Genomic DNA, 26,709 nt, shown 5'->3' with positions numbered 1-26,709 from the left:
CCGCCCCCCAGGGCTGATCGCGGCGCTCCGTTCGGACGCGTCCGGCACCCGCCGGGCGCGTCGTTCGGCGGATGCGGTTCACGCGAAGGCACGGAGGCGACACTAGGCCGCGCCAGCGGCCCTTCATACCCGACGGACGATGCGAACGCGGAGCCGTGGGCCGCAATATCTCCGCGCTTCCGCGTGAAGTCCTTCTCTTCGCGTCTTTGCGTCTTTGCGCGAACCTGATGCCCCCAGCAGCGCGGCCGTATTTGAGCTAAGACGCGAAGATGTTCGAGACCGCTGCGCGGTCGGGCGGATCAAGGCCGCGACAGGGTCGAAAAGATTTCCGGGAAACCGGACCGGCTCGGCCTTATCATGAGTTAACGCGATTATCGGCAAGGAGCAGATGGGTGGTATCGACGCGTTCGACGACTGACAGCGGGTGTCCGCAATGACCCCGCGCACCGACCGGATTCTGCGCGCGCTGCTGCTGATCGCCTTCATCGGCGCGCTCGGTTTCACCGGTTTCCATCTGGCGCGCACCGTGCGCGACGCGATCTACTGGAACGCGCATCAGGACGAGCCGATCGAGGGGTGGATGACGATCGGCTATGTCGCGCATTCCTATCACGTCCCCCCGCATATCCTGTTCCTGGCGCTCGGCATGAATCCGGGGCCGCCCGAACGCCGCAACCTGGCCACGATCGCCGCAGCGCGCGGGCAGAGCGTCGCCGCCGTCGCCGCGATCCTGACGCGCGCCATCGTCCATGCCCGGCCGCCCTATCCACGGCCCGCACCGCCGCCGCCGGCACCGCGCCCGTGAGCGGCGAACTGCTCGCGCTGCTGACCAGCTATGGTCTGCCGGCGCTGTTCCTGATCCTGCTCGTCACTTCGGCGGGCGCCCCGTTTCCGGATTCGCTGCTGCTCGTCGCGGTCGGCTCGTTCGTCGCGCAGGGCGATCTGCAGTTCGTGCCGGTGGTGGTGGTCGGCACGCTGGGCGCGGTCGCGGGCGACCAGATCGGCTATGCGATCGGCTATTGGGGCGGCCGGCCGCTCGCCGCGCGCGTTGCGGGGGCCGAGCGGATCGCCAAGGCGGAGGCGTTCTCGCGCAAATGGGGTGGCCCGGGCATCTTCTTCAGCCGCTGGCTGGTCGGGCCGCTCGGCCCCTGGATCAACATCACGAGTGGAATGACCGTCTATCCCTGGCTGCGCTTCGCCGTGCTCGATGTGGCGGGCGAACTGATCTGGGTGCTGCTCTACGTATCGCTCGGCCGCGCGTTCAGCGACAAGGTGCAAGCCATCGCCGATCTGCTCGGCAATCTTACATGGGTCGTCCTCGGCATCGGCGTCACGGCGCTGCTCGGCTGGAAACTGCTCCAGTCGCGCCGGCGCTCGGCGCGGTCATGATCGAGGCCCGCTTGCGTAAGTGTATGACAGACCATCGGTTCAGACCGGATGGAACGTCGCCAATTGATCGGAGTTTGCAGAATAGAGTGGGGCGGATAGACCGGCCGGCAAGGGGACTGGCCGATGAAGCAGCGTGACGATTGGCATCTGACCGACGCGGTCGATTACGAGCATGGCAGGGCCGATCCGTTCGCCGCGGCAGTGCGCGCGACGCGCATGCCGATGGTCATCACCGATCCGTCCCGACCCGACAATCCGATCATCTTCTGCAACGAGGCCTTCCAGACCCTGACTGGCTATGAACGCGGCGAGATCATCGGCCGCAACTGCCGCTTCCTCCAGGGTCCCGACACCAACCGCGACGACGTCGCCAAGGTCCGCGCGGCGATCGAAGCCGGCCAGGATATCGGCATAGACCTGCTGAACTATCGCAAGGACGGCACGCGTTTCTGGAACGCGCTGTATCTCAGCCCGGTGCGCAACGACGGTGGCGAAATCCAGTTCTTCTTCGCCTCGCAGCTCGACGTGACCGATCGGATCGAAGCGCATCAGCGGATGCGCGAGCAGAAGGCCGCGGTGGATCGCGAGGTCGCATCGCGAACCGCCGATCTGGAGGCGGCGCTGGAGGCCAAGACGCTGCTGCTCCACGAGGTCGATCACCGCGTGAAGAACAACCTGACGATGATCGGCTCGCTGCTGCGGCTGCAGGCACGCACCATCGACGATCCCGTCATCACCGCCAAGCTGGACGCGATGCTGGAACGCGTCGACGCGCTCTCCACCGTCCATCGCCGGCTGTATCAATCGTCGGATATCACCCGGTTCGACATCGGCGCGTTCACCGCCAATCTGGTGACGGACGTGATCGGATCGAGCGGACGGACGGACGTCGTGGTCGACAGCCATTGCGACCGGGTGGACGTGCCGTCGTCCTGGGCTTCGGCATTGGGGCTCATCATCAACGAAGTGGTCACCAATGCGGTCAAGCACGCCTTCGCCGATGGGCGTAGCGGCCGCCTCGTCGCCCGGACCGAGCTGGCCGACGGAATGGCGACGATCGCGATCCGCGACGACGGCCCCGGGTTCGACGCCGCCTCCGTGAACGGCGACGGCCTCGGCCGGGTGCTGATCCGGCGCCTGGCGAAACAGATCGGCGGAACGGTGGAATGGACCGACGCCGCCCCCGGCATGTGCGTTTCGATCCGCTTCCCGGCCGATCCGTCGTGAAGCGGCTGCGCGCTCCGTTCGACGTGCTCATCGTCGAGGATGAAGCGTTGCTGGCCATGGATATCGAGGCCATGGTCGAGGATGCGGGGCATCAGGTCGTCGCGGAATCGGCCTCCGTCCGCGAACTTGAGGCGCTGCAGCCCGCGCGGGCGCCGACGATCGCGTTCGTCGATATCCAGCTCGCCGAGGGCAGCAGCGGCCTGGATGCCTGCCGGGTGATCCAGGATCGGTGGGCCAGCACCGTCATCGTGTTCGTGACCGCCAACCCGCTGAAGATCCCCGATGATTTTTGTGGCGCACACGGCGTGATCCCGAAACCCTTCACGCGCAACGGCCTCAAATCGGCGATGCGCTATATCGAGGAGGGTCTGTGCGAACCGCCGCCCGTGTCGCCGCAGCCGTCGAGCTTCATCGCCTCGCCCGCCTTCGCCGCCAGCTGGACGTGAGCGCGGCGGGCGGCGTTCCTGGGCGCCGCCCGGTCCGCCCTGCGCTGCCACAGCCAGCAGCCGAACACGACCAGTAATCCGGCGGCGGTCAGCTCGCCGACCCATTCGACCACCGCGCGGGACGGATCGTCCGATGCCAGCACGCGCACCAGCGACGATGCGATCGCCGCATGGCCGCCGGCGAGCAGCGCCACCCGGCGCACGCGCGGCGGGACGCGCCCGAAGACCAGCGCCGACTGACGCCATGTTCCGGCCGCCAGCATGGCGAAACCGGTGAGCATGAGCGCGAACGTCATCCGCCGGCCCGTCCGCGCGTCGCCAGCCGCAGCGCCGTCGCGCCGAACGCCACCGCCAGGAGCAGCAGCACGCCGTCCACCCCGATGGCCACGCCGTCGGGAACGAACATCGGCACGTCCGCCACCACGACCGCCGCACAGGTCAGCGCGGCGGCGGCCAGCAATTCGGGCCATGCGCGCGCCGGCCGCCGCCGCGCCGCATAGGCCAGCGCCACGCCCCAAAGGCCGAAGGCGCAGCGCACTTCGATCGCGGCCCGGTTCGCGAGCCCAGTTGGGATCAGCCGGTTGGCGAGCAGGAAGCCGGCAAACCCGATCGGCAGGCCGGCGATGAACCCGATGTTGAGACGCTCGACCAGATGATAGCCGAAACCATGGTGGCGGCGCTGCTTGACGGTCCAGAGGATCGCCCCGCTCGCGATCGTGGCGGTAAGCATCGCCCCCGACAGGAAATAGAACCAGCGCGCAGCCAGCCCGGCGAACCGCCCCATGTGTAGGCCGTAGAGCACGTCATAGACGCGCACCGCCGGCCGCCGCTCGACATGCTCGCGCAGCAACCGGCCCGTGGTGCCGTCATAGACGAGGTCGTGCTGCTGGACGGCGATGGCGCGCCCCTCCCCGGCCGATACCGTCACCGCCTGCGCCGCGTCGCCCGGATCGGCGATCGACAGCGTGGCGATGCCGGCCTCGCCGAATCGCCGCTGCGCATCGCGCAACAGCGGCGCGAGGGGGACGAGCGGCGCAGGGTGCCCGGTCGCCGGGCGATCGATCGCGGGAGACAGGCTTTGCGCGAACGCCGCCGCATCGCCGCGATAGGCGGCCAAGCCCGGGAACGGCATCCACAATGTGGCGAGCGTCACCGCGCCGGTGAAGGCGATCATCAGGTGAAAAGGCAGCGCGAAGACACCCAGCACGACATGGCCATCGAGCCAGCCGCGCTGCCTCTTGTGCGTTCGCAGCGTGAAGAAATCCTTGAAGATCCGCCGGTGCGCGACGATCCCGGTCACCAGCGTCGTCAGCAACGCCATCGCCGCCGCCGCCGCGAGCCACCGCCCCCAGGGATAGGGCAATTGCAGCTCGAAATGCAGCCGGTAGAAGAACTCGCCGCCCAGGCTGTCTCGCACGCCGTCCGGGCCGCCGGTCACCGGGGACAGCGTGCGCTGAACGAAACCACTCGCCGGCCCGCCGCTCCAGAACGCCAGCGTGCCGGGCGAGCGCGCATCGGCGAGATCGAGATACCAGGAGGGAGACTTGGCGGCATGTCCGCCGAGCCAGCGGATCGCGGCCTCCGCCGCGGCGACCTGATCGACCGGGCCGCGGGCAAGCTCGGGATGGCACCAAGCATCGAGCTCCTGTCGGAAGACGCTCAGCGTGCCGGCCGCCGCGATCGCCAGCAACAGCCAGCCGACCACCAGGCCCGACCAATTGTGGAGCCACGTCATCGCCTGGCGGAAACCCGGCTTCACGGTCGCCAGCCCGCCGCCAGCGCGACGCCGGCGAAGAGCGCGCCCGCGATCGCCATCATGCCCCAGGCATAGGCCGCCGATCGCACCCAGAAACACGCCATGGCCGCGACCGGCATGGCGAGCAGCGCCAGCAGCGTCGCCGCCATCGCCGCATCGGCGGGATCGAGCGGCAGCGCGGCGGCCAGCGCGATCCCGTACAGCGCGGCTACGCCATATCCCCCCGCCACCGCCGCCGCCACCCGCGACGCCACGGCCAGGCGGTAGCGGCGGGTGACGGGCAGCGACCCGGTCACCAATGGAAGCCGATCGTGCCCTGCACCGTCCGGCGGTTGCCGTACCAGCACCAGCCATAGGTCGCATAGCAACTGGTGAAATAGCGCTTGTTGAAGAGGTTGGTGGCGTTGAACGACAATTCCACGCCGGTCATCCGGTCGCTCAGCTTGCCCAGATCATAGCGGGCGAGCGCATCGATCAGCGTATAGCCAGGCGTGCTCCGCGCTACCCCGTCGAAATAGATACCGGCATAGACGCTGTCGACATGGCGCACCGCGCCGCCGACCGTCAGCCCGTCGAGCGGCCCCGACTTGCCCGTCCAGGCGAGATTGGCCGACAGGTTGCCGCGGCCGACGCCCAGCAGGCCGCGTCCGACGTTGCGCGGATCGGACGTATCCTCGGTCACCTTCACGGTCTGGCGGCTGAACGCGACCGCCGCGTCGAAGCCGTAAGGCAACGGCGCCTTGGCTTCGACCTCGAAGCCGTAGGAATGCACCTTGCCGGCTTCCATCGCCCGGAAGCTGACGGGATCATAGGTCAGCACGTTCGTCTGATCGATGTCGAAATAGGCGGCGGTGACGAGGATCCGCGGATCGCGCGCCTGGTATTTGATACCGCCCTCGATCTGCGTGCCGAGCGAGGGGCTGGCGAGCGCGCCGCTCGTCAGCACCGCCGCCTGCGGCTGGAACGACGTGGAATAGGAAACATAGGGCGCGATGCCCAGATCGGTCTTGTAGAGCGCACCCACGCGATAGGTGAACTTGCGATCATGCTGCGTATCGCTGCCGGTCGCCGCCTGCTGCGCCCAATCCTGCCGGCCCGACAGCGTGAGGCGAAGCCCCTGCCATGCGATCTGGTCCTGCGCATAGACGCTCTGCTGGCGCTGCCGCGTCGTCACGTCGGTCACGCCGTAATTGTCGGGCACCGCCGCGGGCGTGGCGGGCGTGGGCATCGTTCCATAGACCGGGGCGAAGGGATCGATCGGCGTGCCGCTGCCGAACGCGGATATCTCGCGGTAATGCAGCACCTGCCGGTCCGTGCCGAACAACAATGTATGCTCGAACGGCCCCGTCGTCACCTTGCCGGTGAGTTGATTGTCGTACACCCAATCATTGTCATGCTCGTTCGTCGAATAGGATGCACGCGCGAAACTGGTGTCGGTGAGCGGAACGCCGCTCGTATAGACGAGCCCCAGCCGGCTGCGGACATATTGGTAGCGGCCGGACGCGCGGAAGGCCCAGCCACCGCCGAAATCATGGCGCAGGATATAGGTCACGCCCGCCTGCTCGCGCGAGAAGAAGTCACCCGGCTCGCCGCCATAGAAAGTCTGCGGAATGCGTCCCGCAGGATCGGGCAGGAAGGTGCCATAGGTCGGGAAGACGCCGTAATTGCCGTTGCGCGGATCGTGCGAATAGGCGGCGAGCAGCGTCAGCGTGGTCGGCGTGTTCGCGCCCAGGGTCACCGCCCCGGACACCGTCTGGCGCCGCCGCACGCCGTAATCCTGCTGCGAATGCGCGCCGTTCACGCTGCCATAGGCGCGCCACAGCACCGAATCCGACACCCGCCCCCCGATATCGCCGTCGACGCGGTAGAGATCGAAATCGCCGTAGGTGGCCGACACCGCGCCATAGGATGCCCGGTCGATCGGCAATTTGCTTTCCAGATTGACGAGCCCGCCCGGCCCCGACTTGCCGTAGAGCGCCGAGGACGACCCCTTCACCACCTCGACCCGGTCCAGCCGCGACACGTCGGCTTGCGCAGCGGCATAGCCGGTCGCGTCGCTCTGGCCGACATAATAGAGCCCGTCGAGGAACACCGGCGCATCGAAGCCGCGCAGCTTGAACTGGTCGTACACCTCGGCAGAGGCGCCGCGCTGCTCGGGCGTGACCCCAGCCACGAAGCGCAGCGCCTGGTTGAGGTTCTGAAGCCCCAGATCGCTGATCTCGCGCGCCGAGATGACGCTGATCGATTGCGGGGTGTCGACGATCGGGGTGTCGGTCTTGGTGCCCGCCGAGGCCTGCGACACCGGCCGGGTGCCGATCACCACGATCGAGCCGTCGCCCGATTCCTGCTGGTCCGCCGGATCGGCCGGCATGGCCGCCACATCCGGCCGATCCGCGTGCACGGGCGACGCCCATGCCGCCTGCCCCGCCATCATCGCGACCGCGGCCGCCCCAAACTTCATCATCGCCGACCCTTTTTCTGTCGGCTGCCACCTAACGGTAATGAATATCATTCGCAATAGCTTTGACGGCAGTCACCTGACGGCAAGGTTCGATCGGCAACCCGCGCCGCCGCCGATCATTGATGCAGCGACAGGCCCACGCGGGCGTAACAGGACGATCGACGATGAAGATGCGCAAGCTTGGTTCGCAGGGCCTCGAAGTGTCACAGCTCGGCCTCGGCTGCATGGGCATGTCCGATTTCTACGGCGGCCGCGACGAGGCGGAGGCGGTCGCCACGATCCACCGCGCGCTCGATCTCGGCGTCACCTTTCTCGACACCGCCGACATGTACGGGCTGGGTGCCAACGAGGAACTCGTCGGCCGTGTGGTGCGCGAGCGCCGTGAATGGGTGACGGTCGCGACCAAGTTCGGCATCGTGCGCGGGGCGGACGGTGGCGCGCGCGGGATCAACGGGCGGCCCGACTATGTCCGCGAGGCGTGCGACGCCAGCCTGCGCCGCACCGGTCTCGACGTGATCGACCTCTATTACCAGCACCGCGTCGATCCGGGCGTGCCGATCGAGGAGACGGTCGGCGCGATGGCCGAACTGGTGAGCGCGGGCAAGGTGCGCTATCTCGGCCTGTCGGAGGCCGCACCCGAGACGATCCGCCGCGCGCACGCCGTCCACCCGATCACCGCGCTGCAGACCGAATATTCGCTGTGGAGCCGCGATCCGGAAGCCGCGATCCTGCCGACGGTGCGCGCATTGGGGATCGGGTTCGTGCCCTATAGCCCGCTCGGCCGGGGCTTTCTCACCGGGCAGTTGCGGACGCCCGATGATCTGGCCGCCGACGACACGCGCCGCAATCACCCGCGCTTTCAGGGAGAGGCGTTCCAGCGCAATCTCGATCTCGTCGGCGAGATCGGCGAGATGGCGGCGGAGAAGGGCTGCACGCCGGCACAACTGGCGCTCGCCTGGGTGATCGCGCAGGGCGAGGACATCGTCCCGATCCCAGGCACCAAGCGTCGCCGCTATCTCGAGGACAATGTGGGCGCGCTTGCCGTGACGCTGAGCGACGCCGATCTTGCCCGGATCGATGCCATCCTGCCGCCGGGCGCGGCGTCGGGGGCGCGCTATCCGGATGCCACCATGGCGACGATCGATGCGTGAATGAACGGCCGGGAGGGCATCAACCCTCCCGGCGCGTCATGTCAGTAGCGTGTCGTCCCCGTCGTGGCGGCATAGCCTGCCCGATCGCGGTCGATCTCGTCGCTCGTATAGGCGGGCGCGTCGGCATCGAAGCTGGTCCAGCCCGACTGGCGATAGGCCGCACCGCGCGAGGCGATATCGACCGAGCGGTTGCGGTCGAGCACGGCCTCGGCGCGCGCGACGTCGGCCTCGTCCACCTTGGCGCTGACCAGCGTGCCGCCGCGGCGCACGCCCTCGGAATAGACGTTCGCCTCCTCCTCGGAATGGCCCGAGTTCTTCAGCGCGCCCACAAGGCTGCCGGTGGCCGCACCGCCCGCTGCGCCGATGCCGGCACCCGCCGCGGTCGCGGCGAGCCAGCCGGCGGCGACGATCGGACCGAGGCCGGGAATGGCGAGCAGGCCCAGACCGGCCAGCAGGCCGCCCGCGCCGCCCAGCAGCGCGCCCGTCGACGTACCGCGGCTGACATCGCCATGGTCGTTGACGCCCTCATGGTCGCCGACGGCATGCTGGCCATGCGTGTTGTTGGCGACGATGCTGATGTCGTCATGGTCGATGCCAAGCGCTTCGAGATCGCGCACCGCGGCGCTCGCGTCGGTATAGTCGTCGAACAGGCGTGTGATGGTCTTGGACATGGTCGTTCTCCTGAATGCCGGGATCAATGGACGGTGACGTTGCCCTTATAGTCGAGCGCGACGTTCACCTTGGCGCCGCCCTTCATCGCGGTGCCCTGCCAGACACCGTTCTGGTTCTTGGCGAGCTTGCTGATGCCGGTATAGCCGTCCTTGGCGATGCGCCCGCGCGCCTGGCTTTCCGTGAACGAATTGCGGCCCCTGGCGGCCATCGCCGTGGTGTGCACGGTCGGGTTCTTCACCGCCGGGTTGTGCGATCCCGCATCGGCCTGCGCGAACGCGGCCGTCGCCATGCTGGCCGCGAAGGCGGCGACGATGATCTTTTTGTGCATGTTTCTCTCCTTGCGTGTTCGTTGGCGCCTGCCGTTCCAGTGCGCTCGCCCTCAACGTACGAGAGACCGGAACGGCGCTTGGCGAAATTCACCGATCGGGTCGGCGCCCGCTCAGCGGACCGTGCCGCGGCGAAAGAGGTTGATGATGGCGAGCAGCACGATCGCGCCGAGCAGCGACACGCCGATCGTCCCGATGTTGATGACGCCACTGGTGATGGGCGCGCCGCCGATCAGCGGGGTGACGACGAACCCGGCGAGCATGGCACCGACAATGCCGACGATCACGTTGATGATGATGCCGTTATTGTCGCGCATGATCATGCTGGCGACCCAGCCGATGAGGCCGCCGACGACGAGAAGAATGATGAGACCCATATGCCCTCCGACTTCGCGCTGCGATACGGCGGGATGCCGTTTCGCTCAGCGTAGTTCGGATGGCTCAACCCCCATCGCAATCGGACGTTCATTGCGCGGCCTTCGCGTGACCGCGCGCGTTGGTATGAAAAGGCGCATGCACTTGGTAGTTTCAGCGACATCGCGCCGGAACCGCCGGGCCCGCCGGCGGCTTCCTACCCCATGACCGACGACAGGACCAACGCCATCCACACGCCCTCGCTGCGCCACCTCGAACAGCTCATGCAGGATCTGACCGCAGGCGTCATCCTGGTGGATCCCTCGGGCGTGCTCATCAGCGCGAACGCCGCCGCGCTGCGCATGCACGGCGTCAGGAAAACGGAGGATCTCGGCGCCACCGCCGACGATTATTGCCAGCGTTTCTCGCTGCGCTATCGCAACCATCGCCGGCTGGCGAAGCGCGAATATCCGATCATGCGCATGCTCGCGGGCGACAGCTTCCCCGATCTGGTGGTCGAGGTCGCGCCGGTCGGCACCAACGAGCCGCGCTGGACCCACGAGGTCCACGACGTGGTGATGGACGAGGATGGCGGCGAGCCGGACTGCCTCGCGCTCGTCATCCAAGACGTGTCGGAGCGTTACGACGCCGAGGCACGGTTCGAGGCGATGTTTCAGGCCAACCCCGCCCCGGCGCTGATCCTTCGCCTCGCGGACCAGCGCTATATCCGCGTCAATGCGGGGTTCGCCGAACTGTGCGGCTGCGCGCGCGACGCGATCGAGGGCAAGCACCTGCGCGATCTCGACATCCTCGCCAAGACCGAACGCCACGCCTTCGTCGCCGCGCGGCTCGCCGAGGGATCGACCATCCCGCAGATCGAGGCCGAGCTGCCTCTGCCCGACGGCACCACCCGGTTCGTCATCCTCGCCGGCCAGCCGATCGAGGTGGCCGAGCAGGCCTGTATGTTGTTCACCTTCGCCGACCTCGATCCGCGCCGCAAGGCCGAGCATGCGCTGCGCGCGAGCGAGCATCGCTCCACCACCATGTTCCGGCTCGCGCCCGTGGCGATGGCGGTGACGTCCGCGACCGAGAACCGCATCGTGGAGATCAACGAGGCGTTCGTCCGGATGACCGGCCATACCGGGCACGAACTGATCGGCCGGATGGTGGACGAGTTTCAGCTCTGGAACGACGCGGCGCAGCGCCGATCGATGGAGGCGGAGATCGCGCAGAACGGCGGCGTGCGCACCTGCGACGTCCGCGTGCTGCCGAAACAGGGCGATCCGATCGACTGTCTGGTGTCGGCGGAGGCGATCGACGTGCGCGGCGGGCGCTGCGTGCTGTGGCTGTACCAGGACGTGACCGCGCGGCGGCACAGCGAACTGGAGCTGGTCGACGCGATCGAGGCGGTGATGAAGGACGCGAGCTGGTTCGGCCGCTCGATCATGGACAAGCTGGCGACGCTGCGCGGCACCGGCGCCCCTGCCTCCCCTTCCGCGCCCGACCTCAGCAAGCGCGAGCGCGAGGTCCTGGAGTTCATCTGCGAGGGGCTCGACAACGATGCCATCGCCGGCGCGCTGAAGCTCACCGGCAACACCGTGCGCAACCATGTCTCGCGTCTCTACGCCAAGATCGGCGTCAACCGGCGCAGCGCCGCGGTAATCTGGGCGCGCGAACGCGGCATCGGCGGCCGCGTGGCGGACCGCTGAGCACACCCCCGCGCGATGGCGGCCTTGACGGACGCGACAGGCGCACGATCTGAGCGTCGTCAGATGGAGTTTGGGCCATGAATACCGACGAACGCGCATTGCTGAGCCGTTTTCTCGAGGATCTCGCATCGACGCGGGCGGGACCGAAGGATGCCGAGGCCGATGGCCTGATCCGGCAGGCGCTCGCCGCCAACCCCGATGCGGCCTATCTTCTGGTGCAGCATGCGATCGTCGCCGATCAGTCGCTGCACGCGGCGCAACAGCGCATCGCCGAACTCGAGCAGCAGCAGCAGCAGCAGCAGCAGCAGGCCGCGCCCGCATCCGCGTCGTTCCTGCCCCAGGGTGGAGCGGGCCCATGGGGCACGCGGACCGCGCAGCCCTATGCGCCGCCGCCGCCCGACGATCGTCCCGGCATCTTCTCGGGGGGCGGCGGCCTCGGCAGCTTCCTCCGAACCGCCGGCACGACCGCGGCCGGCGTCGCCGGCGGCGAGATGCTGTTCTCCGGCATGTCGGACCTGTTCGGCCATCGCGGCGGCGGGATGTTCGGCGGCGGTCAGGGGTTCATGGGCGCGCCGCAGGACGTGACCATCAACAATTACGGCGACGACGACCGCGACGATGGCGATTACGACGACGGCAACTGACACAAGGACGCGGGCGGGAAGCGCGGGGTGGTGATCTTGCGAAAGCATCGTCCCGTTGCGTTCTTCGCGATCGTTAGCCGTCCTGGCTTTCGCGAAGCGCGACGACTTCGAACTGGAAGCCGGCCCAGCCGCGTTGCCGCGCCGCCTCGGCGGCTGCGGTCTTCTTGCCGGCCGCGTCTTTTGCGGACGGGGAATGGCCCCAGAAAACCTCCGTCTTACCGTTGTGGAGATCCGCCACGATCCGCCAGAAATGCGTGAACGGCGCGGCGGTGGGGCCGATCGTCTTCACATAGCCATCGGCCATGGTCGCGGTCAGATAGCGCTTCTTTCTCGCCATCGCGCGACGATAAGGGCGAAGCGCCCGGCAGGTCAAAGCCCTTCAGGATTACATCAGCGTATCGATCACGCAGCATCGCTCCTGGTCGGCACGCCGAGCCGGTCACGATCGCCCGTAAACGAGGCGAGCCGTGACCGGACAGCGCCTACCGGAAACGGGCGCTCGGTCGGGAGCCTGACGGATCCGAGGTGCGCAGGACCAATCGGCGATCCGCCGCCCACGCCGTGCCTCACTGCTCCGACCTGGCCCAGCCGTGCATGGTCAGCCAGCGCGTGAACTCGTCGAACCAGCCGGTGCTGGTTGTCGTCTTGTGATACATGCCGAAGCCATGACCGCCCTGTTCGAACAGGTGGAACTCGACCGGCTTCTTCGCCGCGCGCCAGCTATCGATCAGGCCGTATCCGCCACCGCCGAAAAAGGGATCGTCGGCCGCTAGCGCGACGAACATCGGCGGCGCGTCGGACGGGACGGTCACGGGGGCGAGCGGGCCGTAGATCACGCCGAGAAAGGCCGGCTTCGCGTCGCCGCCCGAGAGTTCGGTGGTCAGCGTCAGCATTGCGCCCGCCGAAAAGCCGATCATGCCGATCTTCGTCGGATCGACATGCCATTCCGTGGCACGGCGGCGCACCAGCGCGAAGGCCGCGCGGGCGTCGGCGAGCTGGGGCCCGAGGTCCGCGCCCAGGCTCGGCCGGTTCGGCTGCGGCGGCCGCGCCGCGCCGGAGAACATCTCGCGCATCGACCGTTCGAAGCCGGACATGTCCGCCGGCGTCTGGTTCAGCCGATATTTGAGCACGAAGGCGGCGACGCCCTGCGCCGCAAGCGCTTGCGCGACGTCGGCCCCCTCATTCTCCATCGACAGCGTCCGGAACCCGCCGCCGGGCGCCACGATCACCGCCGCGCCCGTCGCCTTGGCCGGGTCGGGCAGATAGGGCGTCAGCGTCGCCACGACGACGTTGCGCGCGAACCGGCTGCCATATTGGGTATACCAAGCCTCGGGCGCCGTTGCGCCGGGCAGCTTGCCCGTGCCGAGTTCGATCGCGCGCGCCTGCATGGGCATCGGAATGGACGCCATGCGGTCATCCTGCGCCTGCACCGGCACGGCGAACGCACATGCCAATCCGGCCAGCAGCCATAGCCCGGCGCGTCCGTTCGATCCGTTTGTCCACATCATCTCTCTCCCATCCCGGCGCCGCTCATCCGCGTCTCGGGCATCAACGAAGTTAGCGCTATCATGGATGGAGAAGGAAGAGGCAATGTGGTGAGAGGCGTGGTCGGCGGTTGCCTTGGGGCAACCGATCCGCCCGATCGACCCTAGCTTCTTCCGATATTTAGGGGCTTGCAACGCCGGATCGAAACCCGTCCACTGCCGCATATACGATGGCAGCAGAGGAGAGATACGCATGCTGAAAATCACGACCGCCGCTGCTACCGCCATGGCGCTCGTCGCGTCCGCGGCGCATGCGGATACCTTCGCGATCCAAGCGGGCCGGCTGATCGTGGATGCCGCTGCACCCGAGCGCGGCCCCTCGACCGTCATCGTCACCGACGGGCGTATCACGGGAATCGAAGATGGTGCGACCGCGCCCGCCGGCGCGACCGTCGTCGACATGCGCACCAAGACGGTGATGCCCGGATTGATCGACGTCCACGTCCATCTGACCAGCGACGCGAACCTCCCCTGGTACGAGACGCTCCGGCCCAAATATTCCCAGAGCTATGCGGCGATCACCGGCGTCAAGAACGCGCTCATCACCGCACGCGCGGGCTTCACGACGGTGCGCGATGTCGGATCGAGCGGAACCTCCGCCATCGCGGTTCGCGATGCGGTGCGCGATGGCAGCGTGCCCGGGCCGCGGATCGAAGTATCGGGCCAGCCGCTCTCGATGATCGGCGGGCATGCCGATCCCGCGGTCGGGCTCTCGCCGGAACTGCGCGATGCGATCGCCGCCACGCCGGAGATGTTCACCGTCTGCACGGGGACCGAGGAATGCAGCAAGGCGGTTCGGCGGCTCGCGGCCGAAGGCGTCGACCTCATCAAGTTCATGGCGACGGGCGGCGTGCTCGATCCCGGGGACATCGGCCTCGAACAGCATTTCTCCGATGCCGAGATGAAGGCCATCATCGACACCGCCCACGCGCTTCACCTGAAGGTCGCCGCCCATGCTCACGGCGCGAAGGGGATCGATGCGGCGGTGCGGGCCGGGGTCGATTCCGTCGAGCACGGCACCTTCGTCGATGCGCAGGGCATTGCGGACATGAAGGCGCACGGCACCTATTATGTCGCAACATTGCTGGCCTTTCGCGGGGCGGTGGGCATGATCGGCAAGGGTCTGTTGCAGCCTTCGAGCGAGAAGAAGGCCCGGCAGGCGTTCGAGGCCTGGGGCGTCGGCCTGAACCGCGCCTACAAGGGCGGCATCAAGATCGCGCTCGGCACCGACGCAGGCGTGTTTCCCCATGGCCAGAATGCGCAGGAGATCGGGCTCATGGTTGCGAAGGGCGGCATGACCCCGCGCGATGCGCTGATCGCCGCGACGAAGGGCGGCGCCGACCTGATGGGGCTATCGACCGAAACCGGAACGCTCACCCCCGGCAAGAGCGCCGACCTGATCGCGGTCGATGGCGACCCGCTGGTCGATCCGAACGCGGTGACTCACGTCGCCTATGTCATGGTGATGGGGAAGCCAATCCCCATGAAATGACCCGAAAGACGCCTCACCTCGGCTGATTGGCCAGCACCGCGTCGAGCAAGCCTGGAAAGCGGCGATCGAAATCGGCGCGGCGGAGGGTGTTGATCATCTCGCGCCCGGCCTGGTTCGTCTCGATCAGCCCCGCAGCGCGCAGCAATTTCAGATGGTTCGACAGCGTGCTTTTCGGGATCGACTCGCACGGTGCCGCATCCGTGCAACTCAGCCGCTCCGTCACCGCCAGGCGTGCGACCATGCTCAGCCGATTGGGATCGGCCAGCGCGTGGAGCGCCAGATCGAGCGGCACGTCCTCCAGCCTGGGATGGGAAAATCGGGGCATGCCCTGGATATAGGAAGATCCGACAAGTTTAATAGTTCGGGAATGTTGAACCGTTTGGATCATGCCCTATCTCCCTGCCTGCCGGCAGCGCACGATGGCGTGATCGCGGGCGACATTGCGGAGATTTCACATGTCACTTCAGGGCAAGAAGGCACTCGTCACCGGAGGCTCGCGCGGCATCGGCGCGGCGATCGCCAAGCGGCTGGCGGCCGATGGCGCGGCCGTCGCGATCACCTATGCGGGCAACAAGGCCGCGGCCGATGCGACCGTGGCGGCGATCGAGAGCGCCGGAGGCACCGGCTTCGCGTTCCAGGCCGATGCCGCCGATCCTGCGTCGCAGCGCGCGGGCGTCGAACAGGCCGCAGCGGCGCTGGGCGCGATCGACATCCTGGTCCACAATGCCGGCGTGGCCGAATTTTCCGCCGTCGCCGAGGATAGCGACGAGACCTTCGATCACCAGTTCGGCGTGAACGTGAAGGGCCTGCACGTGGGCACGCGTGCGGCGTTGCCGCACCTGGGAGACGGCGCGCGGATCATCCTGATCGGCAGCATATCGGGCGAGCTCGCCTTCCCGGCGACCGCGGTCTACAGCGCCACCAAGGCAGCGGTGGCGGCGCTGGCACGCGGTTGGGCGAAGGATCTCGCATCGCGCAATATCCTGGTCAACACCGTGCAACCGGGACCGATCGACACCGACCTGAATCCCGCCGACGGCGCGTTCGCGCAGCAGATGATCGGGTTCATCCCCCTTGGCCGCTACGGCAAGGTCGAGGAGATCGCGGGCGCGGTCTCGTTCCTGGCCGGGCCCGATGCGAGCTATATCACGGGCACCACGCTCAACATCGACGGCGGCGCGACGGCGTGATGGACGGCGATCGGCTCCTCCGCTGACCTTGGAGGAGCCGATACGCGCACACCGACGATCGGGTGGGACGCAACGACCCCATAGGCGTCAGGCTTCGTCGCAAACGTCCGCGCGTCTCCGGCGCCAGCCCGCAAAGCCCAGGACCGCAAGCACGATGAGCGCGGCGTAGAGCCCCGCGGTCAGCATCAGCCCCTTGAACGCGAACAGCCCGACATAGATCGCATCCACCGCGATCCACAGCAGCCAGCTCTCGCGATGGCGCCGCGCGGTCCACCATTGCGCGACGAGACTGAAGCTGCTGAGCGTCGCGTCCAGCCATGGCAGGGCCGCGTCGGTGTGGTTGCTGGTGAACCATCCGATCGCGACCGCCCCGAGCGCACCGGCCACCAGCCCAGCCCCGACCGGCGCGGCGCGCAGCGGAACGACGACGACCGTTCCCGCTTGCTGCTCTCCGCGCGCCCAGTTGATCCAGCCATAGAGGATGCCGGCACCGAACATCACCTGCAGCATCATATCGGCATACAGGCGCACGTCGAGGAACAGCTCGAAGTACAACGCGCAAGCAACGAGGTTGATCGGCCAGCACAGCATCCGACGCCGCGCGGTGAGCCAGATCGCCAGGAAGCTGGTGGCGACGGCGGCGATTTCCAGCGCCGACATCAGGCGCCCTGCCCGATCCGCAGCAGGAAGTCTCGCCCTGGCGGCGACCGGAACCATGCGGCGTGACCGAGCAGATATCCGTCCCACGCGAGCGCGGCGGAAGCCCCATCCGACGCGACACCGGCGAAATAGTCGATCTCGGACAGCGCAAATTCGAGATGCACCAGAGGCAGCAAGCCGATGAGCGTCTCACGTTCGCGGCGGCTCAGCGGCACGATCGTCGCATAGCCGGCCAGCAGCGCGAGCGCCGCGCCGGGATCGGCGATGTCGTCGTCGTCGCCCTGCCCCAGCCTGAGCCAGGCGATGGCGGTGCGTTCGATCGCGATCGCCAGATCGTGGATGGCGCAGGTCCGGTCCGCCAGACCGAAGTCGAACACCGTCTCGACCGCTCCGTCCGCCCTCCACAACAGGTTGGAGGGATGGAAGTCGTTGTGCGTCCACAGCGATCGTTCGGCCGCCAGACGCGACGCCAGCCTGTCTCCCGATGGCGCGATCAGCGCCGCCAGTTGCCGCCGCCACGGCCGCTTCGACAGAAATGCAGCCAGCGCCGGCCGCGATGCGACATAGGCCTCCGCCGCCGCCATCGGGTCGGCGGCGGGCAGGATGGTGAAACTGGCGACGAGGGGCTGGCTGCGGCGTGCCGGCGCATCGAACCCTTGCGAAGCCCGATGCAGCCGCGCAAGCGCCATGCCGGCTGCGCCAGCATGCGCGTGCGACAGGAACGGCGTCCATGACAGCCGGTCGCGGTACAGGTCGGCGCCCGGCGCCTGGCGGTGCAACTCGTAGGTCCACTCGCCCAGCGCGATGGCCGTCGTCCCATCCGTAGCCGTCATCAGACCGGGCACCGAGATGCCGCGTCCCAGGTGCGCGACGAACGCATGTTCCTCCGCCAGCCCCTGCGGCGAGCGCACGCCGCGATGATGGCGCTTCAGCACGAACGCGCCGTGCGTGGCGTGGACCAACGCCGCAGCGGAAAAGGGCCGGGGAGAATGCCAATGGACCCCGGTCAGCCCCCCCGCCGCCGGGAAGTGCGCGAGCGTCGCCGCCGCCTCGTCGGCGGTGATAGCCGGCCAGGTCGGGGCAGTCATCTCGGTGCCCATGCCGTGAACCCGGTGGCCGGTCACGCTCAGAATCCGCGCGACAACGTCGCCATCACGGCCGCCCCGCTTCCGATATAATAAGCGGGTGCCGAACCAGCGATCACCGTGCCGCCCCGGCCGGTGGCATCATGCGCGTTGGTGGTGACCGCCTGGACGCCCGACAGCACGCGCGGATCGGTCACGTTGATCGCATTGATGCGCAGGTCGGTACGCTTCCCGTCGATCCAGTCGGCTAGGTGCAGGCCGACGGACAGGTCGAGCGTGGCATAGCCCTTGATGCTCTCGTCGTTCATAAACGTCGCATATTGGCGGCCGACATATTTCAGCGCGAAGCTGCCGAAGAGGCGTCCGTCGTCATAGGTGCCGCCGCTGCCGAACTGGAACGTCGGGCTGGACACCGCATGCTTGCCGCGCGTGGGTAAAAGGTCCCCGCCGACCGGCAGATCGTCGCCCAGCCGCGCATGAAGATACTCGCCCGACAGATAAACGCTGACGCTCCGCGCCGGGCGATAGTCGATCTCGGCATCGACGCCGTAGGATCGCTGCGATCCGGCGTTCAGCGTCGAACTGACCTGAGCGCCACCGACATCGACGATCGTGGCCAATTGCCGGTTGCGGAAATCATAATGAAACCCGGTCACCGACGCGGACAGGCTCGGCCCGATATAGCGATAGCCGAGTTCCTGCGAGATCGCGTATTCGTTCTTCACCACGGTCGTGCCCGCACCGCTCAGCGCGCCACCCTCATAGCTGTCGAACAGCGTGAACTCGTTCGGCGTGCGGAAATTGGTCGTGAGGTTGGCGAAGATCTGCTGACGATCGTCGAGATCGTAATGGACCGCCGCCCGCGGCAGCGCCGCGAAGCTGTCGAGACGAACCCTCGTCTGCGGGCCGGGCAGATCGTTGCGACCGTCCCGCAGGACGTCGACGCCCTTGAACCCGACATCCACCGACAGCCGCGGCGTGAGCGTCACATGATCGGCCAGGAAGAACGCCTTGGTCACGGTCACCGTGCGCTCGTTCTCATAGGCGAGCAGACGGCCGTCGGCGGTGCGGATCGCGTTCGCCTCGTGACCCCATGGGTCGATCGGGTTTCCGTCGGCGTTGATCGGCGTGTAGGACTGGATCACCCGGTCGGTGCCGTAATCGAACCACAGCCCAGCGGTGATGCGGTGCGCGCCCGCGGTCAGCGTCAGCTTGCTGACGTTGCCGGTACGAAGCTGATCGCCGGTATAGTTGCCCAGCACGGTCGCCACCCCGTCCACCGCGCCGGGCAAGGCGATCGGCTGGGCCAGCGCCTCGTTGCCGAGGAAATTGCCGGTCGTGCTCAACTGCGTCCCATAAGGCGAATTGCCATAGCCGAGCTGCAGGTAGGTCGTGCTGTCGAGCGCGATGGCGTCGCCGAGCGTCAGGTGCACCGGCGCGGAGGCGTAGAAATTGCGGAACGGCGCACGGTAGAGCCGCCAGTAATTCGTATCGCCCGCGGTGTAGCGCGCGTCGTAGTTGAAGCCGCGGCCAGACGCCTGCCAGTCCGCGAGCGTGGGGCTGGGATAGGTCGAGGAATTGGCCGCGTTGAACGACAATGCCAGGCTGGCGCGGTTGCCGTCGCCCCATTCGTCCAGCAGCTTGGCATCGACATGCTGGCGGACGTCGTACCCCGCGCCACGCCAATTATCCGCGCGCGTGTACGAATAGGAGACGAAGCCGCGCAGGCCGGTTCGCCCGATCGTCCCGGTATCGATCCGGGCGAATATCCGTGCGGCGGCGTACGATCCGGCCGAGACGTCGAGCAGACCGCCGGCCCGTGCCTGCGGATCGTCGAGCGACAGCGACAACAGCCCGCCTGCGCCACCGATGGTCGGGGCATCGATGTCGACCGCGCCTTGCGCGAGCGCGATCCGCTTCACGTTCTCGGCATCGGCGAACTGCGCGGGATAGGCGTAATAATAGCCGATGTCGTTCTGCGGCGCGCCTTCCAGCAGCACGCCGATCTCGTCCTGGCCCAATCCGCGCAGGGTAAGGCTCGAACTGGTCGAGAGACCATAGGGATCGCTCGACGACACGTTCGCTCCCGGCAGCAGGTTTACCAGTTGGAAGGCGTTGAGCGTCGGCGCCTGTTTGGCGATGAACGCCGTGGAGATCGCGCTGACCGCCTTGGGCTCGGTCTGGTCGGGCAGCAGGTCCTCCGGATCGCGGCGCCCGATCACCCGGATGTCCACCGGCACGGGATCGGCGGCAGCGGCCTGCTGCGCCGATGCCACCATGGGCAACGCCATCGGCGCACCCAGCATCAGCGCGAGCGCGCCGCCCCGGAGGACCGTCGCGCCGTTATCACGCCAAGCCATAACCGTCATCGTCTCACGTCCACTCCACATGGAGGGACAACGGAAGAGACCGCCAACCCTCCCTACGCCGGTATCACCCGGATCAGGTTCAGCGGGTCATGGGCTGCTGCCCACCTCTCAGCCGCGCGTCAGCGGCCCCCCGGGGAGGGGATCGTCTAGGGCGTTCGCTGCCATGTGCATACTGTTATCGCGCGGCGGCCGCATGGAACCACGAACGGCATTCGGTCCCGTAGCTCCCGATCGTGGCTTAGACGACGCTCACCGAACGGAGACAGGGGTTGGCGTGGCGGGGTGGAGCGGTGCCAGCAACGGCGCCGTCGCCGCGTCGCCCTCTACCGACGGGGCGAAGGTCGGCGCGAGACGCGCGCCCGACGCCTGTTCATAGGCATAGCCATAGCCGAGCAGCCGCGCCTCGCTCCACGCCGGGCCGACGAACGACAGGCCGATCGGCAACCCGCGCACCGCACCCATCGGCACCGTCAGGTGCGGATAGCCCGCCACCGCGGCGAGATCGGCGGGGCCGCTGCCGGCGACTTGATCGCCATTCACCACGTCGATCTTCCAGGCGGGCGGCATCGTCGGCGCCACGAGCGCGGTCACGCCGTTGGCAGCGAGCAGCGCGTCGATTCCGTCGCGCCCCGCGAGCCGCAGCGACAGCGCGCGTGCCGCGCGGTAGGCGGGGTCGCTCAGCCCCTTGGTCGCCTGCGCCTTTTCGAAACTGTCCTGCCCGAACAACGCCAGTTCGCGCGGGTTGGCGCGGTTGAACGCGATCAGATCGGCCAGGGTGCGCGACGGGACGGTCGCGGGCGTGGTCGCGAGATAGGCGTTGAGATCGACCTTCAGTTCGGTCAGCAGCACCGCGAGTTCGGCGGGTCCGATCCGTTCGCGATCCTTGGGTGCGGCGACGTCGACCAGCGTCGCGCCCTGGGCACGCAGGACATCGAGCGCGCGTGCGAACACCGCCTCGACCGCCGGGGACCATGGTCCCACGAACCGCATCACGCCGATCCGCACCCCCTTCAACGCATCGGGCCTGAGCGCGGCGGCATAGTCGCCGCGATGCGCATCGGCCTCGGCGGTCGCCCCGTCGGCCGGGTCGGTGCCGGCGATCGCCTGCAGCACCAGCGCGGCGGTGCGCACGTCCTTCGTCATCGGGCCCGGAGTATCCTGGCTGTGGCTGATCGGCACGACATGCGTGCGGCTGACGAGGCCGACCGTGGGCTTCAGGCCGACGATGCCGTTCACCGAGGCCGGACAGGTGATCGATCCATCCGTTTCGGTGCCGATCGCGGCGTCGGTGAGCCCCGCCGCCACCGCCGCGCCGCTGCCCGACGACGATCCGCAGGGATCGCGATCGAGCGCATGGGGATTGCGCGTCTGGCCCCCGACCGCGCTCCAACCCGAGATGGATGCCGACGAGCGCATGTTCGCCCATTCCGACAGATTGGTCTTCCCCAGGATCACCGCGCCCGAGGCGCGAAGGCGCGCCACCAGCGGCGCGTCGCGGCCGGTGACGTTGCCGAGCAGCGCCATGCTGCCGGCGGTGGTGGGAAGCGGCCCCGTCGTTTCGATATTGTCCTTGATGAGGATGGGCATCCCGAACAGCGCACCCCGCGCCGCCCGGCTCCGATCGAGCGCACGCGCTTGGGCGATGGCGGTCGGATCGAGCGCGATCACGGCGTGGATCGCCGGATCGACCCGCCGCACGCGCGCGATCGCGGCCTTGGTCGCGGCCTCGGCGGATGGCGGAGCCGCCGCCATCGAAAGAACGAACGCCATTGCGATCATAAACCGATCTCCCTTCGCGCAGGATGCAAAGCATTGCGGCTGCGGTCAATCTCGTATGGGGAATGGCTGCAAGGCGATCGGCGAACGCAGGATCACGCTTCACCGCGTGAACCGATGCTGCAAGCCGCGTTCCCGGCGCGTTCAGCCTCGCGGCCCTATCACGTTCCTTCTAAGGAGAGACGACATGAAGATTGCCACTCGAGTTGCCGCCGCGATGCTGGGACTTGGTCTGATGACGGGCGCCGCACAGGCCCAGTCGGTCGATCAACGTCACTATGACCAGCAGCATCGCATCGATCGCGGCATCCGCAACGGAACGCTGACCCCGCGCGAGGCCGCGCGCGTCGAACATCAGCAGCGTTCGATCGACCGGCAGGAAGCGCATATGCGCTATCGCGACGGTGGGCGCCTCACGCGCTACGATCGGGCCCGTATCCAGCAGCGCGAGAACCGCGCGAGCCGGCACATCTACCGCGCCAAGCACAATGATCGCGGCTATTGATCGACCGGGGCGGCAGCGATGCCGCCCCGCTTCTTTGTGATCGCGTTGTCGGATGGGGCACGTACACGCCCGTTCGCCGGTCGCCTGAAAGCGCCAGGTCGCCTTGCAGGGCGGCCACATGACGGACGGTCCAGTCGCATTCGGCGGAACGGAAATGGCCGTCTCGCTGTTGCCCTTTCATAAAGGGAGGGACGCTTGATGCATCTGTTGGACGCCGGGGTCGGAGAGGACGTGCATCTTCCATGGGCGACGGAGCCCAGCGCGCTGGGCTCGAATGAATGCGCCTGGTGCGGTCGAGCGATCTATCTGCCCGCGGTGCCGTGCTCGACCCTCCCGGTCGCAGGACTGGAACGCATGAAGACGATGCCGGGCCAGGGACGGCGTTGCCAATTCGAACTCGGCACCCGTGCACCGGAAATTCTCGCGGAGGCGGGCATCGCCCCGATCGATTAGCCACTGTCGACAGGAGCGTCGCGCCGATCGGAGCCGGCATATGCTGGTCGGCCATCGGCCTGACATCGCGCGATCATGCAGGGACCCAACGCGCCGCCTCGGCGGTTCCTGCCAGATGACACCAACACAGTTGCTCTCCCGACTCGCGCAGGCGGACGGCGAAATTTCCGATCGCTTGAACCGTCAGCGGGACACGTGGCCGATGCGCGTGATCGGTGCGGTCAGTGACATCGGCGACCAACCGCAGATGCGGCTGATCTGCGCCGCCACCATGACGGCCGGCGCCATCCGGCGCGACGGCCGTCTTTTCAGGACCGGCGTGAAGATGCTGGCCGCACACACCATGGCCACCTGGGGCAAGAGCGGCGTCAAGGCCGTGATCGACCGCACCCGGCCCGACAGCGGCGACGATCCCGCCGTCCGGACAGGCGACAGCGACGATCATGAGGAAACGGCGTTCCCCTCCGGCCACAGCGCGGGCGCGATCGCCGTCGCGCAAGCCTTTGCGCGAAGCTATCCGCAGCATGCCATGGCCGCACGGACCGCGGCCATGGCCGTCGCCGCCGCCCAGGTGCCGCGGGGCACGCATTATGTCGGTGACGTGCTCGCGGGAACGCTGATCGGCGTGGCGGCCGAACATTTCAACGATGCCGTGCGCGCGCATCTGCCGCGCGAAGGATCGGATACGCCACGCGATAACCGTGGAAACAGGATCGCGCGGCTGGCGCCGACCGGGTGAACCGCTACAGCCATCGGCCATGGCCTTGTTGCCGCACGCGAATCTGAAGGCCGCCCCGCATGGAAGACACGATCCTGCTCCTGATCGTCGGCGTGGCGGTCGCCGGCGTGTTCGGCCAGTGGCTCGGCTGGCGGCTGAGGCTGCCGGCGATCATCCCGCTCTTGGTGATCGGCGCGATCGCGGGTCCGATCGCGGGCGTGGTGAAGCCATCCGTGGCATTGGGCGAGGTCATGCGCCCGGCGATCGGCATGGCGGTGGCGATCATTGTCTTCGAAGGCGGGCTGAACCTCAACCTGCGCGAGCTTCGCTCGGCCGGCTCGGGCGTCCTCCGCCTGGTCGCGGTCGCTTTGCCGCTCAACTGGGTGTTCGGGACGCTCGCGACGCATTTCGTCGCGGGGCTGAGCTGGCCCGTGGCGATCCTGGTGGGTGCCATCCTCGTCGTCACCGGACCGACCGTCATCATGCCGCTGCTGCGGCAGGCCAAGCTCGAACCTAGGCCGGCGTCCTTCCTGAAATGGGAGGCGATCGTGAACGATCCGATCGGCGCCACCGTCACGCTGCTGGTGCTGAGCTTCCTGACGCTGTCGACGACGATGAGCACGGGGGACGCGCTGCTGCGGCTGACGTGGCGCACGCTGGTGGGCGGTGGCGTGGCGGCGACCCTGGGGCTGATCGTGCCGTTCGGCATCCGCACGCTGTTCCGCCGCGACCTGGCGCCGGAATATCTGAAAACGCCGATCCTGCTGGCCGGCGCGCTCGGCGTGTACGCGGCCGGCGAAGCGGTGCAGCCCGAGACGGGCCTGGTCGGCGCGACGCTGTTCGGCGTGGTGCTGGCCAATATCGACGTCACCGGCCTGCAGGAACTGCGCCGCTTCAAGGAATCGCTCACCGTCTTCCTCGTCTCCGGCCTGTTCATCCTGCTGACCGCCAATATCGACCGGCAGACCGTGACGATGCTGAGCTGGCCGATCGCGGCGACGACGCTGGCGATCCTGTTCGTCGCGCGGCCGCTGGCGATCGGTCTTGCGACGATCGGGGCGAAGGTGACCTGGGCCGAACGGCTGCTGGTCGGCTGGATCGGGCCGCGCGGCGTGGTCGCCGCCGCGATCGCGGGCGTCGCGGGGGAAAGACTGGCCAATGCCGGTTATCCCGATGCCCGGCTGGTGCTGCCGCTCGTCTTCGCGGTGATCGCATCGACGGTGGTGCTGCACGGCCTCACGCTCGCGCCGCTGGCACGCCGCCTGGGCCTCGCCTCGGGCGGGCGCAGCGGGCTGCTGATCGTCGGCGCCTCCGCCTTCACGGTGGCGCTCGGCGAGGCGTTGCGCGGCGCGGGCGTTCCCGTGCTGATGCTCGACCGCTCCGCCCTCGCGCTCAAGGCCGCGCGGCTGGCGGGGCTGCAGACGATGCGGGTCGAGGTGCTGTCGGTGCTGGGCGAGGAGGTGGTCGATCTGCGCGACTACGAGCATCTGCTCGCGGCCACGCCCGACGACGCGTATAACGGACTGGTCTGCACCCGTTTCGCCAGCGAGTTCGGCCGCGAGCGCGTCTATCAGACCGCACCGGACGAAAGCTCCGGCCGCAACGCCGCCTCGCGCGAATGGCGCGGCAAGATCGCGGTCGACGCCGATCTGGGCCACCAGCGACTGTCGGACCTGATGCAGGAAGGCGCGGCCTTCGTCGTCGAGCCGGTTGCGGAGGGCGTGCCGATCAAGGCATCGCGGGAGCCGAGTTGGCCCGTCGCGCTGGTCAGCGCCACCGGCGCCTTTTCGCTGTTCAGCCCCGAGCACGACGACGCGCCGGCGCCCGGCGACCTGATCGTGCGCCTGTTCCAGCCCGCGCTCGCCCCCGCGCCGGTTCGCGCCCCGCGCCGACGGTTCCGCCTGCCGGGTCGACGCGCCACGGCGTGAACGTCCACGCCGATGAACGATCCGGCGCCGCGATCATTGACGCGGACGATCCTCTTCCAGCCTGGAGCACATCCCATGAAGACCAGCGGCAACACCATCCTGATGACGGGCGGCGGCAGCGGCATCGGCGAAGCCCTCGCCCACCGCTTCCATGATCGGGGCGACACCGTCATCATCGCCGGGCGCCGCCGGGATGCACTCGATCGCGCGGCGGCGGGGCGCGATCGCATCCACCCGGTCACCCTGGACGTCGAGGATGCCGCGGCCGTCACGGCGTTCGCGAAGCAGATCGTCGCCGATTTCCCGGCGCTCAACGTGCTGTTCAACAATGCCGGCATCATGAAGTTCGAAGACCTGACCGCGCCGCGCGATCTCGCCGACGCCGAGGCGACGCTGGCGATCAACATCCTGGGGCCGATCCGGCTGACCGACGCGCTGATCGGTCATCTGACGCAGCAGCCCGACGCCGCGATCGTCACCGTCACCTCGGGCCTCGCCCATGTCCCGCTGGTCGCCGCGCCGACCTATTCGGCCAGCAAGGCGGCGGTGCATTCCTATACCGTGTCCTTGCGCACGCAACTCGCGGGCAAGGTGGAGGTGATCGAGGTGGCGCCGCCCGGCGTTCAGACGGACCTGACGCCGGGTCAGGCGCGACGCCCCGGCTATATGCCGCTGCAGGCCTTTGCCGACGCGGTCGCGGCGCAGTTCGCGCAGCAGCCGACCCCGCGCGAGATCCTGGTCGACGAGGTCCAGTTCCTGCGCCAGGCCGAACGCGAAGGCCGGTTCGACGAAACGCTGAAGACGCTGACGGAACGCGCCGCACAGCAACGCGCGGCAGGCGGCGAATAGGCAGG

At 68.1% G+C, this 26,709-nt stretch carries 28 protein-coding genes and 1 riboswitch; of the genes, 14 read left to right on the top strand and 14 right to left on the bottom strand.

Features of this window, described 5'->3' with window-relative positions:
• The first annotated feature begins 433 nt into the window (after positions 1–433).
• The 4 genes from OXQ95_RS11545 to OXQ95_RS11530 all read left to right on the top strand — a co-directional run bounded on the left by OXQ95_RS11545 (position 434) and on the right by OXQ95_RS11530 (position 3,062).
• Positions 434–805, top strand: a complete 372-nt coding sequence (locus tag OXQ95_RS11545) for a hypothetical protein (protein WP_267381657.1) — start codon at positions 434–436, stop codon at positions 803–805.
• Positions 802–1,389, top strand: coding sequence for a DedA family protein (locus OXQ95_RS11540; protein ID WP_242098007.1), 588 nt, complete (start codon positions 802–804; stop codon positions 1,387–1,389). Before OXQ95_RS11545 ends, OXQ95_RS11540 begins: the two co-directional genes overlap by 4 nt.
• Before the next feature lie 123 nt (positions 1,390–1,512).
• On the top strand, positions 1,513–2,616 hold the full coding sequence (locus OXQ95_RS11535) for a PAS domain-containing protein (protein WP_267381656.1): 1,104 nt from the start codon (positions 1,513–1,515) through the stop codon (positions 2,614–2,616).
• Complete coding sequence (locus tag OXQ95_RS11530; protein WP_242098009.1) at positions 2,613–3,062, top strand: response regulator; 450 nt, start codon at positions 2,613–2,615, stop codon at positions 3,060–3,062. Before OXQ95_RS11535 ends, OXQ95_RS11530 begins: the two co-directional genes overlap by 4 nt.
• Here the strand turns inward: OXQ95_RS11530 and OXQ95_RS11525 are convergent.
• From OXQ95_RS11525 to OXQ95_RS11510, 4 genes are read right to left on the bottom strand one after another with little or no spacing between them, the layout of a single operon-like run.
• Positions 2,969–3,358: a DUF3325 domain-containing protein gene (locus tag OXQ95_RS11525; protein WP_267381655.1), complete on the bottom strand. Its 390-nt coding sequence runs from the start codon at positions 3,356–3,358 to the stop codon at positions 2,969–2,971. The two genes, OXQ95_RS11530 and OXQ95_RS11525, sit on opposite strands and share 94 nt — an antisense overlap.
• Positions 3,355–4,821 carry a PepSY-associated TM helix domain-containing protein gene (locus OXQ95_RS11520; protein ID WP_267381654.1) on the bottom strand — a complete coding sequence of 489 codons (1,467 nt, stop codon included), beginning with the start codon at positions 4,819–4,821 and terminating at the stop codon, positions 3,355–3,357. Before OXQ95_RS11520 ends, OXQ95_RS11525 begins: the two co-directional genes overlap by 4 nt.
• Positions 4,818–5,114, bottom strand: coding sequence for an iron transporter (locus tag OXQ95_RS11515; protein ID WP_267381653.1), 297 nt, complete (start codon positions 5,112–5,114; stop codon positions 4,818–4,820). Before OXQ95_RS11515 ends, OXQ95_RS11520 begins: the two co-directional genes overlap by 4 nt.
• Positions 5,111–7,282, bottom strand: a complete 2,172-nt coding sequence (locus OXQ95_RS11510) for a TonB-dependent siderophore receptor (RefSeq protein WP_267381652.1) — start codon at positions 7,280–7,282, stop codon at positions 5,111–5,113. The genes OXQ95_RS11515 and OXQ95_RS11510 overlap by 4 nt, the downstream gene beginning before the upstream one ends.
• A 161-nt stretch (positions 7,283–7,443) precedes the next feature.
• On the opposite strand from OXQ95_RS11510, the gene OXQ95_RS11505 reads away from it, so the two are divergent.
• Positions 7,444–8,430 (top strand): aldo/keto reductase, encoded by a 987-nt coding sequence (locus tag OXQ95_RS11505; RefSeq protein WP_267381651.1) that lies wholly within the window; start codon positions 7,444–7,446, stop codon positions 8,428–8,430.
• Positions 8,431–8,471: 41 nt separating this feature from the next.
• Here the strand turns inward: OXQ95_RS11505 and OXQ95_RS11500 are convergent, their stop codons facing one another.
• From OXQ95_RS11500 to OXQ95_RS11490, 3 genes are all read right to left on the bottom strand, one after another.
• Positions 8,472–9,101, bottom strand: coding sequence for a general stress protein (locus OXQ95_RS11500; RefSeq protein ID WP_242098015.1), 630 nt, complete (start codon positions 9,099–9,101; stop codon positions 8,472–8,474).
• Positions 9,102–9,124: 23 nt separating this feature from the next.
• Complete coding sequence (locus OXQ95_RS11495; RefSeq protein ID WP_267381650.1) at positions 9,125–9,430, bottom strand: hypothetical protein; 306 nt, start codon at positions 9,428–9,430, stop codon at positions 9,125–9,127.
• Positions 9,431–9,541: 111 nt separating this feature from the next.
• The gene (locus OXQ95_RS11490; protein ID WP_242098017.1) at positions 9,542–9,805 is read right to left on the bottom strand and encodes a GlsB/YeaQ/YmgE family stress response membrane protein; all 264 of its coding nucleotides are present in this window, start codon (positions 9,803–9,805) and stop codon (positions 9,542–9,544) included.
• 201 nt (positions 9,806–10,006) lie between these two features.
• On the opposite strand from OXQ95_RS11490, the gene OXQ95_RS11485 reads away from it, so the two are divergent.
• Entirely contained in the window at positions 10,007–11,491 is a 1,485-nt protein-coding gene (locus tag OXQ95_RS11485) for a PAS domain S-box protein (protein ID WP_267381649.1), read from the top strand.
• A 77-nt stretch (positions 11,492–11,568) separates the two neighbouring features.
• Positions 11,569–12,135 carry a DUF2076 domain-containing protein gene (locus OXQ95_RS11480; RefSeq protein WP_267381648.1) on the top strand — a complete coding sequence of 189 codons (567 nt, stop codon included), beginning with the start codon at positions 11,569–11,571 and terminating at the stop codon, positions 12,133–12,135.
• A 73-nt stretch (positions 12,136–12,208) separates the two neighbouring features.
• Here OXQ95_RS11480 and OXQ95_RS11475 read toward each other — a convergent pair whose 3' ends face one another.
• Positions 12,209–12,472 (bottom strand): hypothetical protein, encoded by a 264-nt coding sequence (locus OXQ95_RS11475; RefSeq protein ID WP_242098020.1) that lies wholly within the window; start codon positions 12,470–12,472, stop codon positions 12,209–12,211.
• A 229-nt stretch (positions 12,473–12,701) separates the two neighbouring features.
• A complete protein-coding gene (locus OXQ95_RS11470; RefSeq protein ID WP_267381647.1) occupies positions 12,702–13,643 on the bottom strand; it encodes an alpha/beta hydrolase in 942 nt (313 codons plus the stop codon).
• A 229-nt stretch (positions 13,644–13,872) separates the two neighbouring features.
• On the opposite strand from OXQ95_RS11470, the gene OXQ95_RS11465 reads away from it, so the two are divergent.
• Positions 13,873–15,171 carry an amidohydrolase family protein gene (locus tag OXQ95_RS11465; RefSeq protein ID WP_242098022.1) on the top strand — a complete coding sequence of 433 codons (1,299 nt, stop codon included), beginning with the start codon at positions 13,873–13,875 and terminating at the stop codon, positions 15,169–15,171.
• A 13-nt stretch (positions 15,172–15,184) separates the two neighbouring features.
• Here OXQ95_RS11465 and OXQ95_RS11460 read toward each other — a convergent pair whose 3' ends face one another.
• Positions 15,185–15,496, bottom strand: coding sequence for a helix-turn-helix domain-containing protein (locus tag OXQ95_RS11460; protein WP_242098023.1), 312 nt, complete (start codon positions 15,494–15,496; stop codon positions 15,185–15,187).
• A 130-nt stretch (positions 15,497–15,626) separates the two neighbouring features.
• On the opposite strand from OXQ95_RS11460, the gene OXQ95_RS11455 reads away from it, so the two are divergent.
• Positions 15,627–16,361 carry an SDR family oxidoreductase gene (locus tag OXQ95_RS11455; protein ID WP_242098024.1) on the top strand — a complete coding sequence of 245 codons (735 nt, stop codon included), beginning with the start codon at positions 15,627–15,629 and terminating at the stop codon, positions 16,359–16,361.
• An 87-nt stretch (positions 16,362–16,448) separates the two neighbouring features.
• Here OXQ95_RS11455 and pnuC read toward each other — a convergent pair whose 3' ends face one another.
• The 4 genes from pnuC to OXQ95_RS11435 all read right to left on the bottom strand — a co-directional run bounded on the left by pnuC (position 16,449) and on the right by OXQ95_RS11435 (position 22,254).
• A complete protein-coding gene (gene pnuC, locus OXQ95_RS11450; RefSeq protein ID WP_267381646.1) occupies positions 16,449–17,021 on the bottom strand; it encodes a nicotinamide riboside transporter PnuC in 573 nt (190 codons plus the stop codon).
• On the bottom strand, positions 17,021–18,121 hold the full coding sequence (locus OXQ95_RS11445) for a phosphotransferase (protein WP_267381662.1): 1,101 nt from the start codon (positions 18,119–18,121) through the stop codon (positions 17,021–17,023). Before OXQ95_RS11445 ends, pnuC begins: the two co-directional genes overlap by 1 nt.
• A 26-nt stretch (positions 18,122–18,147) precedes the next feature.
• Complete coding sequence (locus OXQ95_RS11440) at positions 18,148–20,385, bottom strand: TonB-dependent receptor (protein WP_267381661.1); 2,238 nt, start codon at positions 20,383–20,385, stop codon at positions 18,148–18,150.
• 123 nt (positions 20,386–20,508) lie between these two features.
• Positions 20,509–20,618: riboswitch (TPP riboswitch) on the bottom strand.
• A gap of 106 nt (positions 20,619–20,724) precedes the next feature.
• Positions 20,725–22,254 (bottom strand): amidase, encoded by a 1,530-nt coding sequence (locus OXQ95_RS11435; RefSeq protein WP_267381645.1) that lies wholly within the window; start codon positions 22,252–22,254, stop codon positions 20,725–20,727.
• A 184-nt stretch (positions 22,255–22,438) separates the two neighbouring features.
• Between OXQ95_RS11435 and OXQ95_RS11430 the strand changes: the two genes are divergently transcribed.
• The 5 genes from OXQ95_RS11430 (at position 22,439) to OXQ95_RS11410 (ending at position 26,704) form a co-directional block, all read left to right on the top strand.
• The gene (locus OXQ95_RS11430) at positions 22,439–22,756 is read left to right on the top strand and encodes a hypothetical protein (RefSeq protein ID WP_242098027.1); all 318 of its coding nucleotides are present in this window, start codon (positions 22,439–22,441) and stop codon (positions 22,754–22,756) included.
• Positions 22,757–22,951: 195 nt separating this feature from the next.
• Positions 22,952–23,209 carry a hypothetical protein gene (locus OXQ95_RS11425; RefSeq protein WP_242098028.1) on the top strand — a complete coding sequence of 86 codons (258 nt, stop codon included), beginning with the start codon at positions 22,952–22,954 and terminating at the stop codon, positions 23,207–23,209.
• Between the two features lie 40 nt (positions 23,210–23,249).
• Positions 23,250–23,948 carry a phosphatase PAP2 family protein gene (locus OXQ95_RS11420; RefSeq protein WP_267381644.1) on the top strand — a complete coding sequence of 233 codons (699 nt, stop codon included), beginning with the start codon at positions 23,250–23,252 and terminating at the stop codon, positions 23,946–23,948.
• Positions 23,949–24,007: 59 nt separating this feature from the next.
• Positions 24,008–25,855: a sodium:proton antiporter gene (locus tag OXQ95_RS11415; protein ID WP_242098030.1), complete on the top strand. Its 1,848-nt coding sequence runs from the start codon at positions 24,008–24,010 to the stop codon at positions 25,853–25,855.
• Between the two features lie 75 nt (positions 25,856–25,930).
• Positions 25,931–26,704, top strand: a complete 774-nt coding sequence (locus OXQ95_RS11410) for an SDR family oxidoreductase (RefSeq protein WP_267381643.1) — start codon at positions 25,931–25,933, stop codon at positions 26,702–26,704.
• Positions 26,705–26,709 lie beyond the last annotated feature (5 nt).

Source organism: Sphingomonas sp. GC_Shp_6 (assembly GCF_026540835.1).
Taxonomy (GTDB): domain Bacteria; phylum Pseudomonadota; class Alphaproteobacteria; order Sphingomonadales; family Sphingomonadaceae; genus Sphingomonas.
Note: the sequence above shows the minus strand (reverse complement) of the source record. Positions and strands in the feature narration are given on the sequence as shown.

Coding starts and splice junctions, on each gene's coding strand:
- OXQ95_RS11475 (WP_242098020.1), bottom strand. CDS start 12,472: ATGGCGAGAAAGAAGCGCTATCTGACCGCGACCATGGCCGATGGCTAT.
- OXQ95_RS11535 (WP_267381656.1), top strand. CDS start 1,513: ATGAAGCAGCGTGACGATTGGCATCTGACCGACGCGGTCGATTACGAG.
- OXQ95_RS11510 (WP_267381652.1), bottom strand. CDS start 7,282: ATGATGAAGTTTGGGGCGGCCGCGGTCGCGATGATGGCGGGGCAGGCG.
- OXQ95_RS11470 (WP_267381647.1), bottom strand. CDS start 13,643: ATGATGTGGACAAACGGATCGAACGGACGCGCCGGGCTATGGCTGCTG.
- OXQ95_RS11420 (WP_267381644.1), top strand. CDS start 23,250: ATGCTGGTCGGCCATCGGCCTGACATCGCGCGATCATGCAGGGACCCA.
- OXQ95_RS11490 (WP_242098017.1), bottom strand. CDS start 9,805: ATGGGTCTCATCATTCTTCTCGTCGTCGGCGGCCTCATCGGCTGGGTC.
- OXQ95_RS11505 (WP_267381651.1), top strand. CDS start 7,444: ATGAAGATGCGCAAGCTTGGTTCGCAGGGCCTCGAAGTGTCACAGCTC.
- OXQ95_RS11410 (WP_267381643.1), top strand. CDS start 25,931: ATGAAGACCAGCGGCAACACCATCCTGATGACGGGCGGCGGCAGCGGC.
- pnuC (WP_267381646.1), bottom strand. CDS start 17,021: ATGTCGGCGCTGGAAATCGCCGCCGTCGCCACCAGCTTCCTGGCGATC.
- OXQ95_RS11435 (WP_267381645.1), bottom strand. CDS start 22,254: ATGATCGCAATGGCGTTCGTTCTTTCGATGGCGGCGGCTCCGCCATCC.
- OXQ95_RS11430 (WP_242098027.1), top strand. CDS start 22,439: ATGAAGATTGCCACTCGAGTTGCCGCCGCGATGCTGGGACTTGGTCTG.
- OXQ95_RS11525 (WP_267381655.1), bottom strand. CDS start 3,358: ATGACGTTCGCGCTCATGCTCACCGGTTTCGCCATGCTGGCGGCCGGA.
- OXQ95_RS11545 (WP_267381657.1), top strand. CDS start 434: ATGACCCCGCGCACCGACCGGATTCTGCGCGCGCTGCTGCTGATCGCC.
- OXQ95_RS11455 (WP_242098024.1), top strand. CDS start 15,627: ATGTCACTTCAGGGCAAGAAGGCACTCGTCACCGGAGGCTCGCGCGGC.
- OXQ95_RS11445 (WP_267381662.1), bottom strand. CDS start 18,121: ATGGGCACCGAGATGACTGCCCCGACCTGGCCGGCTATCACCGCCGAC.
- OXQ95_RS11465 (WP_242098022.1), top strand. CDS start 13,873: ATGCTGAAAATCACGACCGCCGCTGCTACCGCCATGGCGCTCGTCGCG.
- OXQ95_RS11495 (WP_267381650.1), bottom strand. CDS start 9,430: ATGCACAAAAAGATCATCGTCGCCGCCTTCGCGGCCAGCATGGCGACG.
- OXQ95_RS11440 (WP_267381661.1), bottom strand. CDS start 20,385: ATGGTGGCATCGGCGCAGCAGGCCGCTGCCGCCGATCCCGTGCCGGTG.
- OXQ95_RS11460 (WP_242098023.1), bottom strand. CDS start 15,496: ATGCCCCGATTTTCCCATCCCAGGCTGGAGGACGTGCCGCTCGATCTG.
- OXQ95_RS11500 (WP_242098015.1), bottom strand. CDS start 9,101: ATGTCCAAGACCATCACACGCCTGTTCGACGACTATACCGACGCGAGC.
- OXQ95_RS11415 (WP_242098030.1), top strand. CDS start 24,008: ATGGAAGACACGATCCTGCTCCTGATCGTCGGCGTGGCGGTCGCCGGC.
- OXQ95_RS11485 (WP_267381649.1), top strand. CDS start 10,007: ATGACCGACGACAGGACCAACGCCATCCACACGCCCTCGCTGCGCCAC.
- OXQ95_RS11480 (WP_267381648.1), top strand. CDS start 11,569: ATGAATACCGACGAACGCGCATTGCTGAGCCGTTTTCTCGAGGATCTC.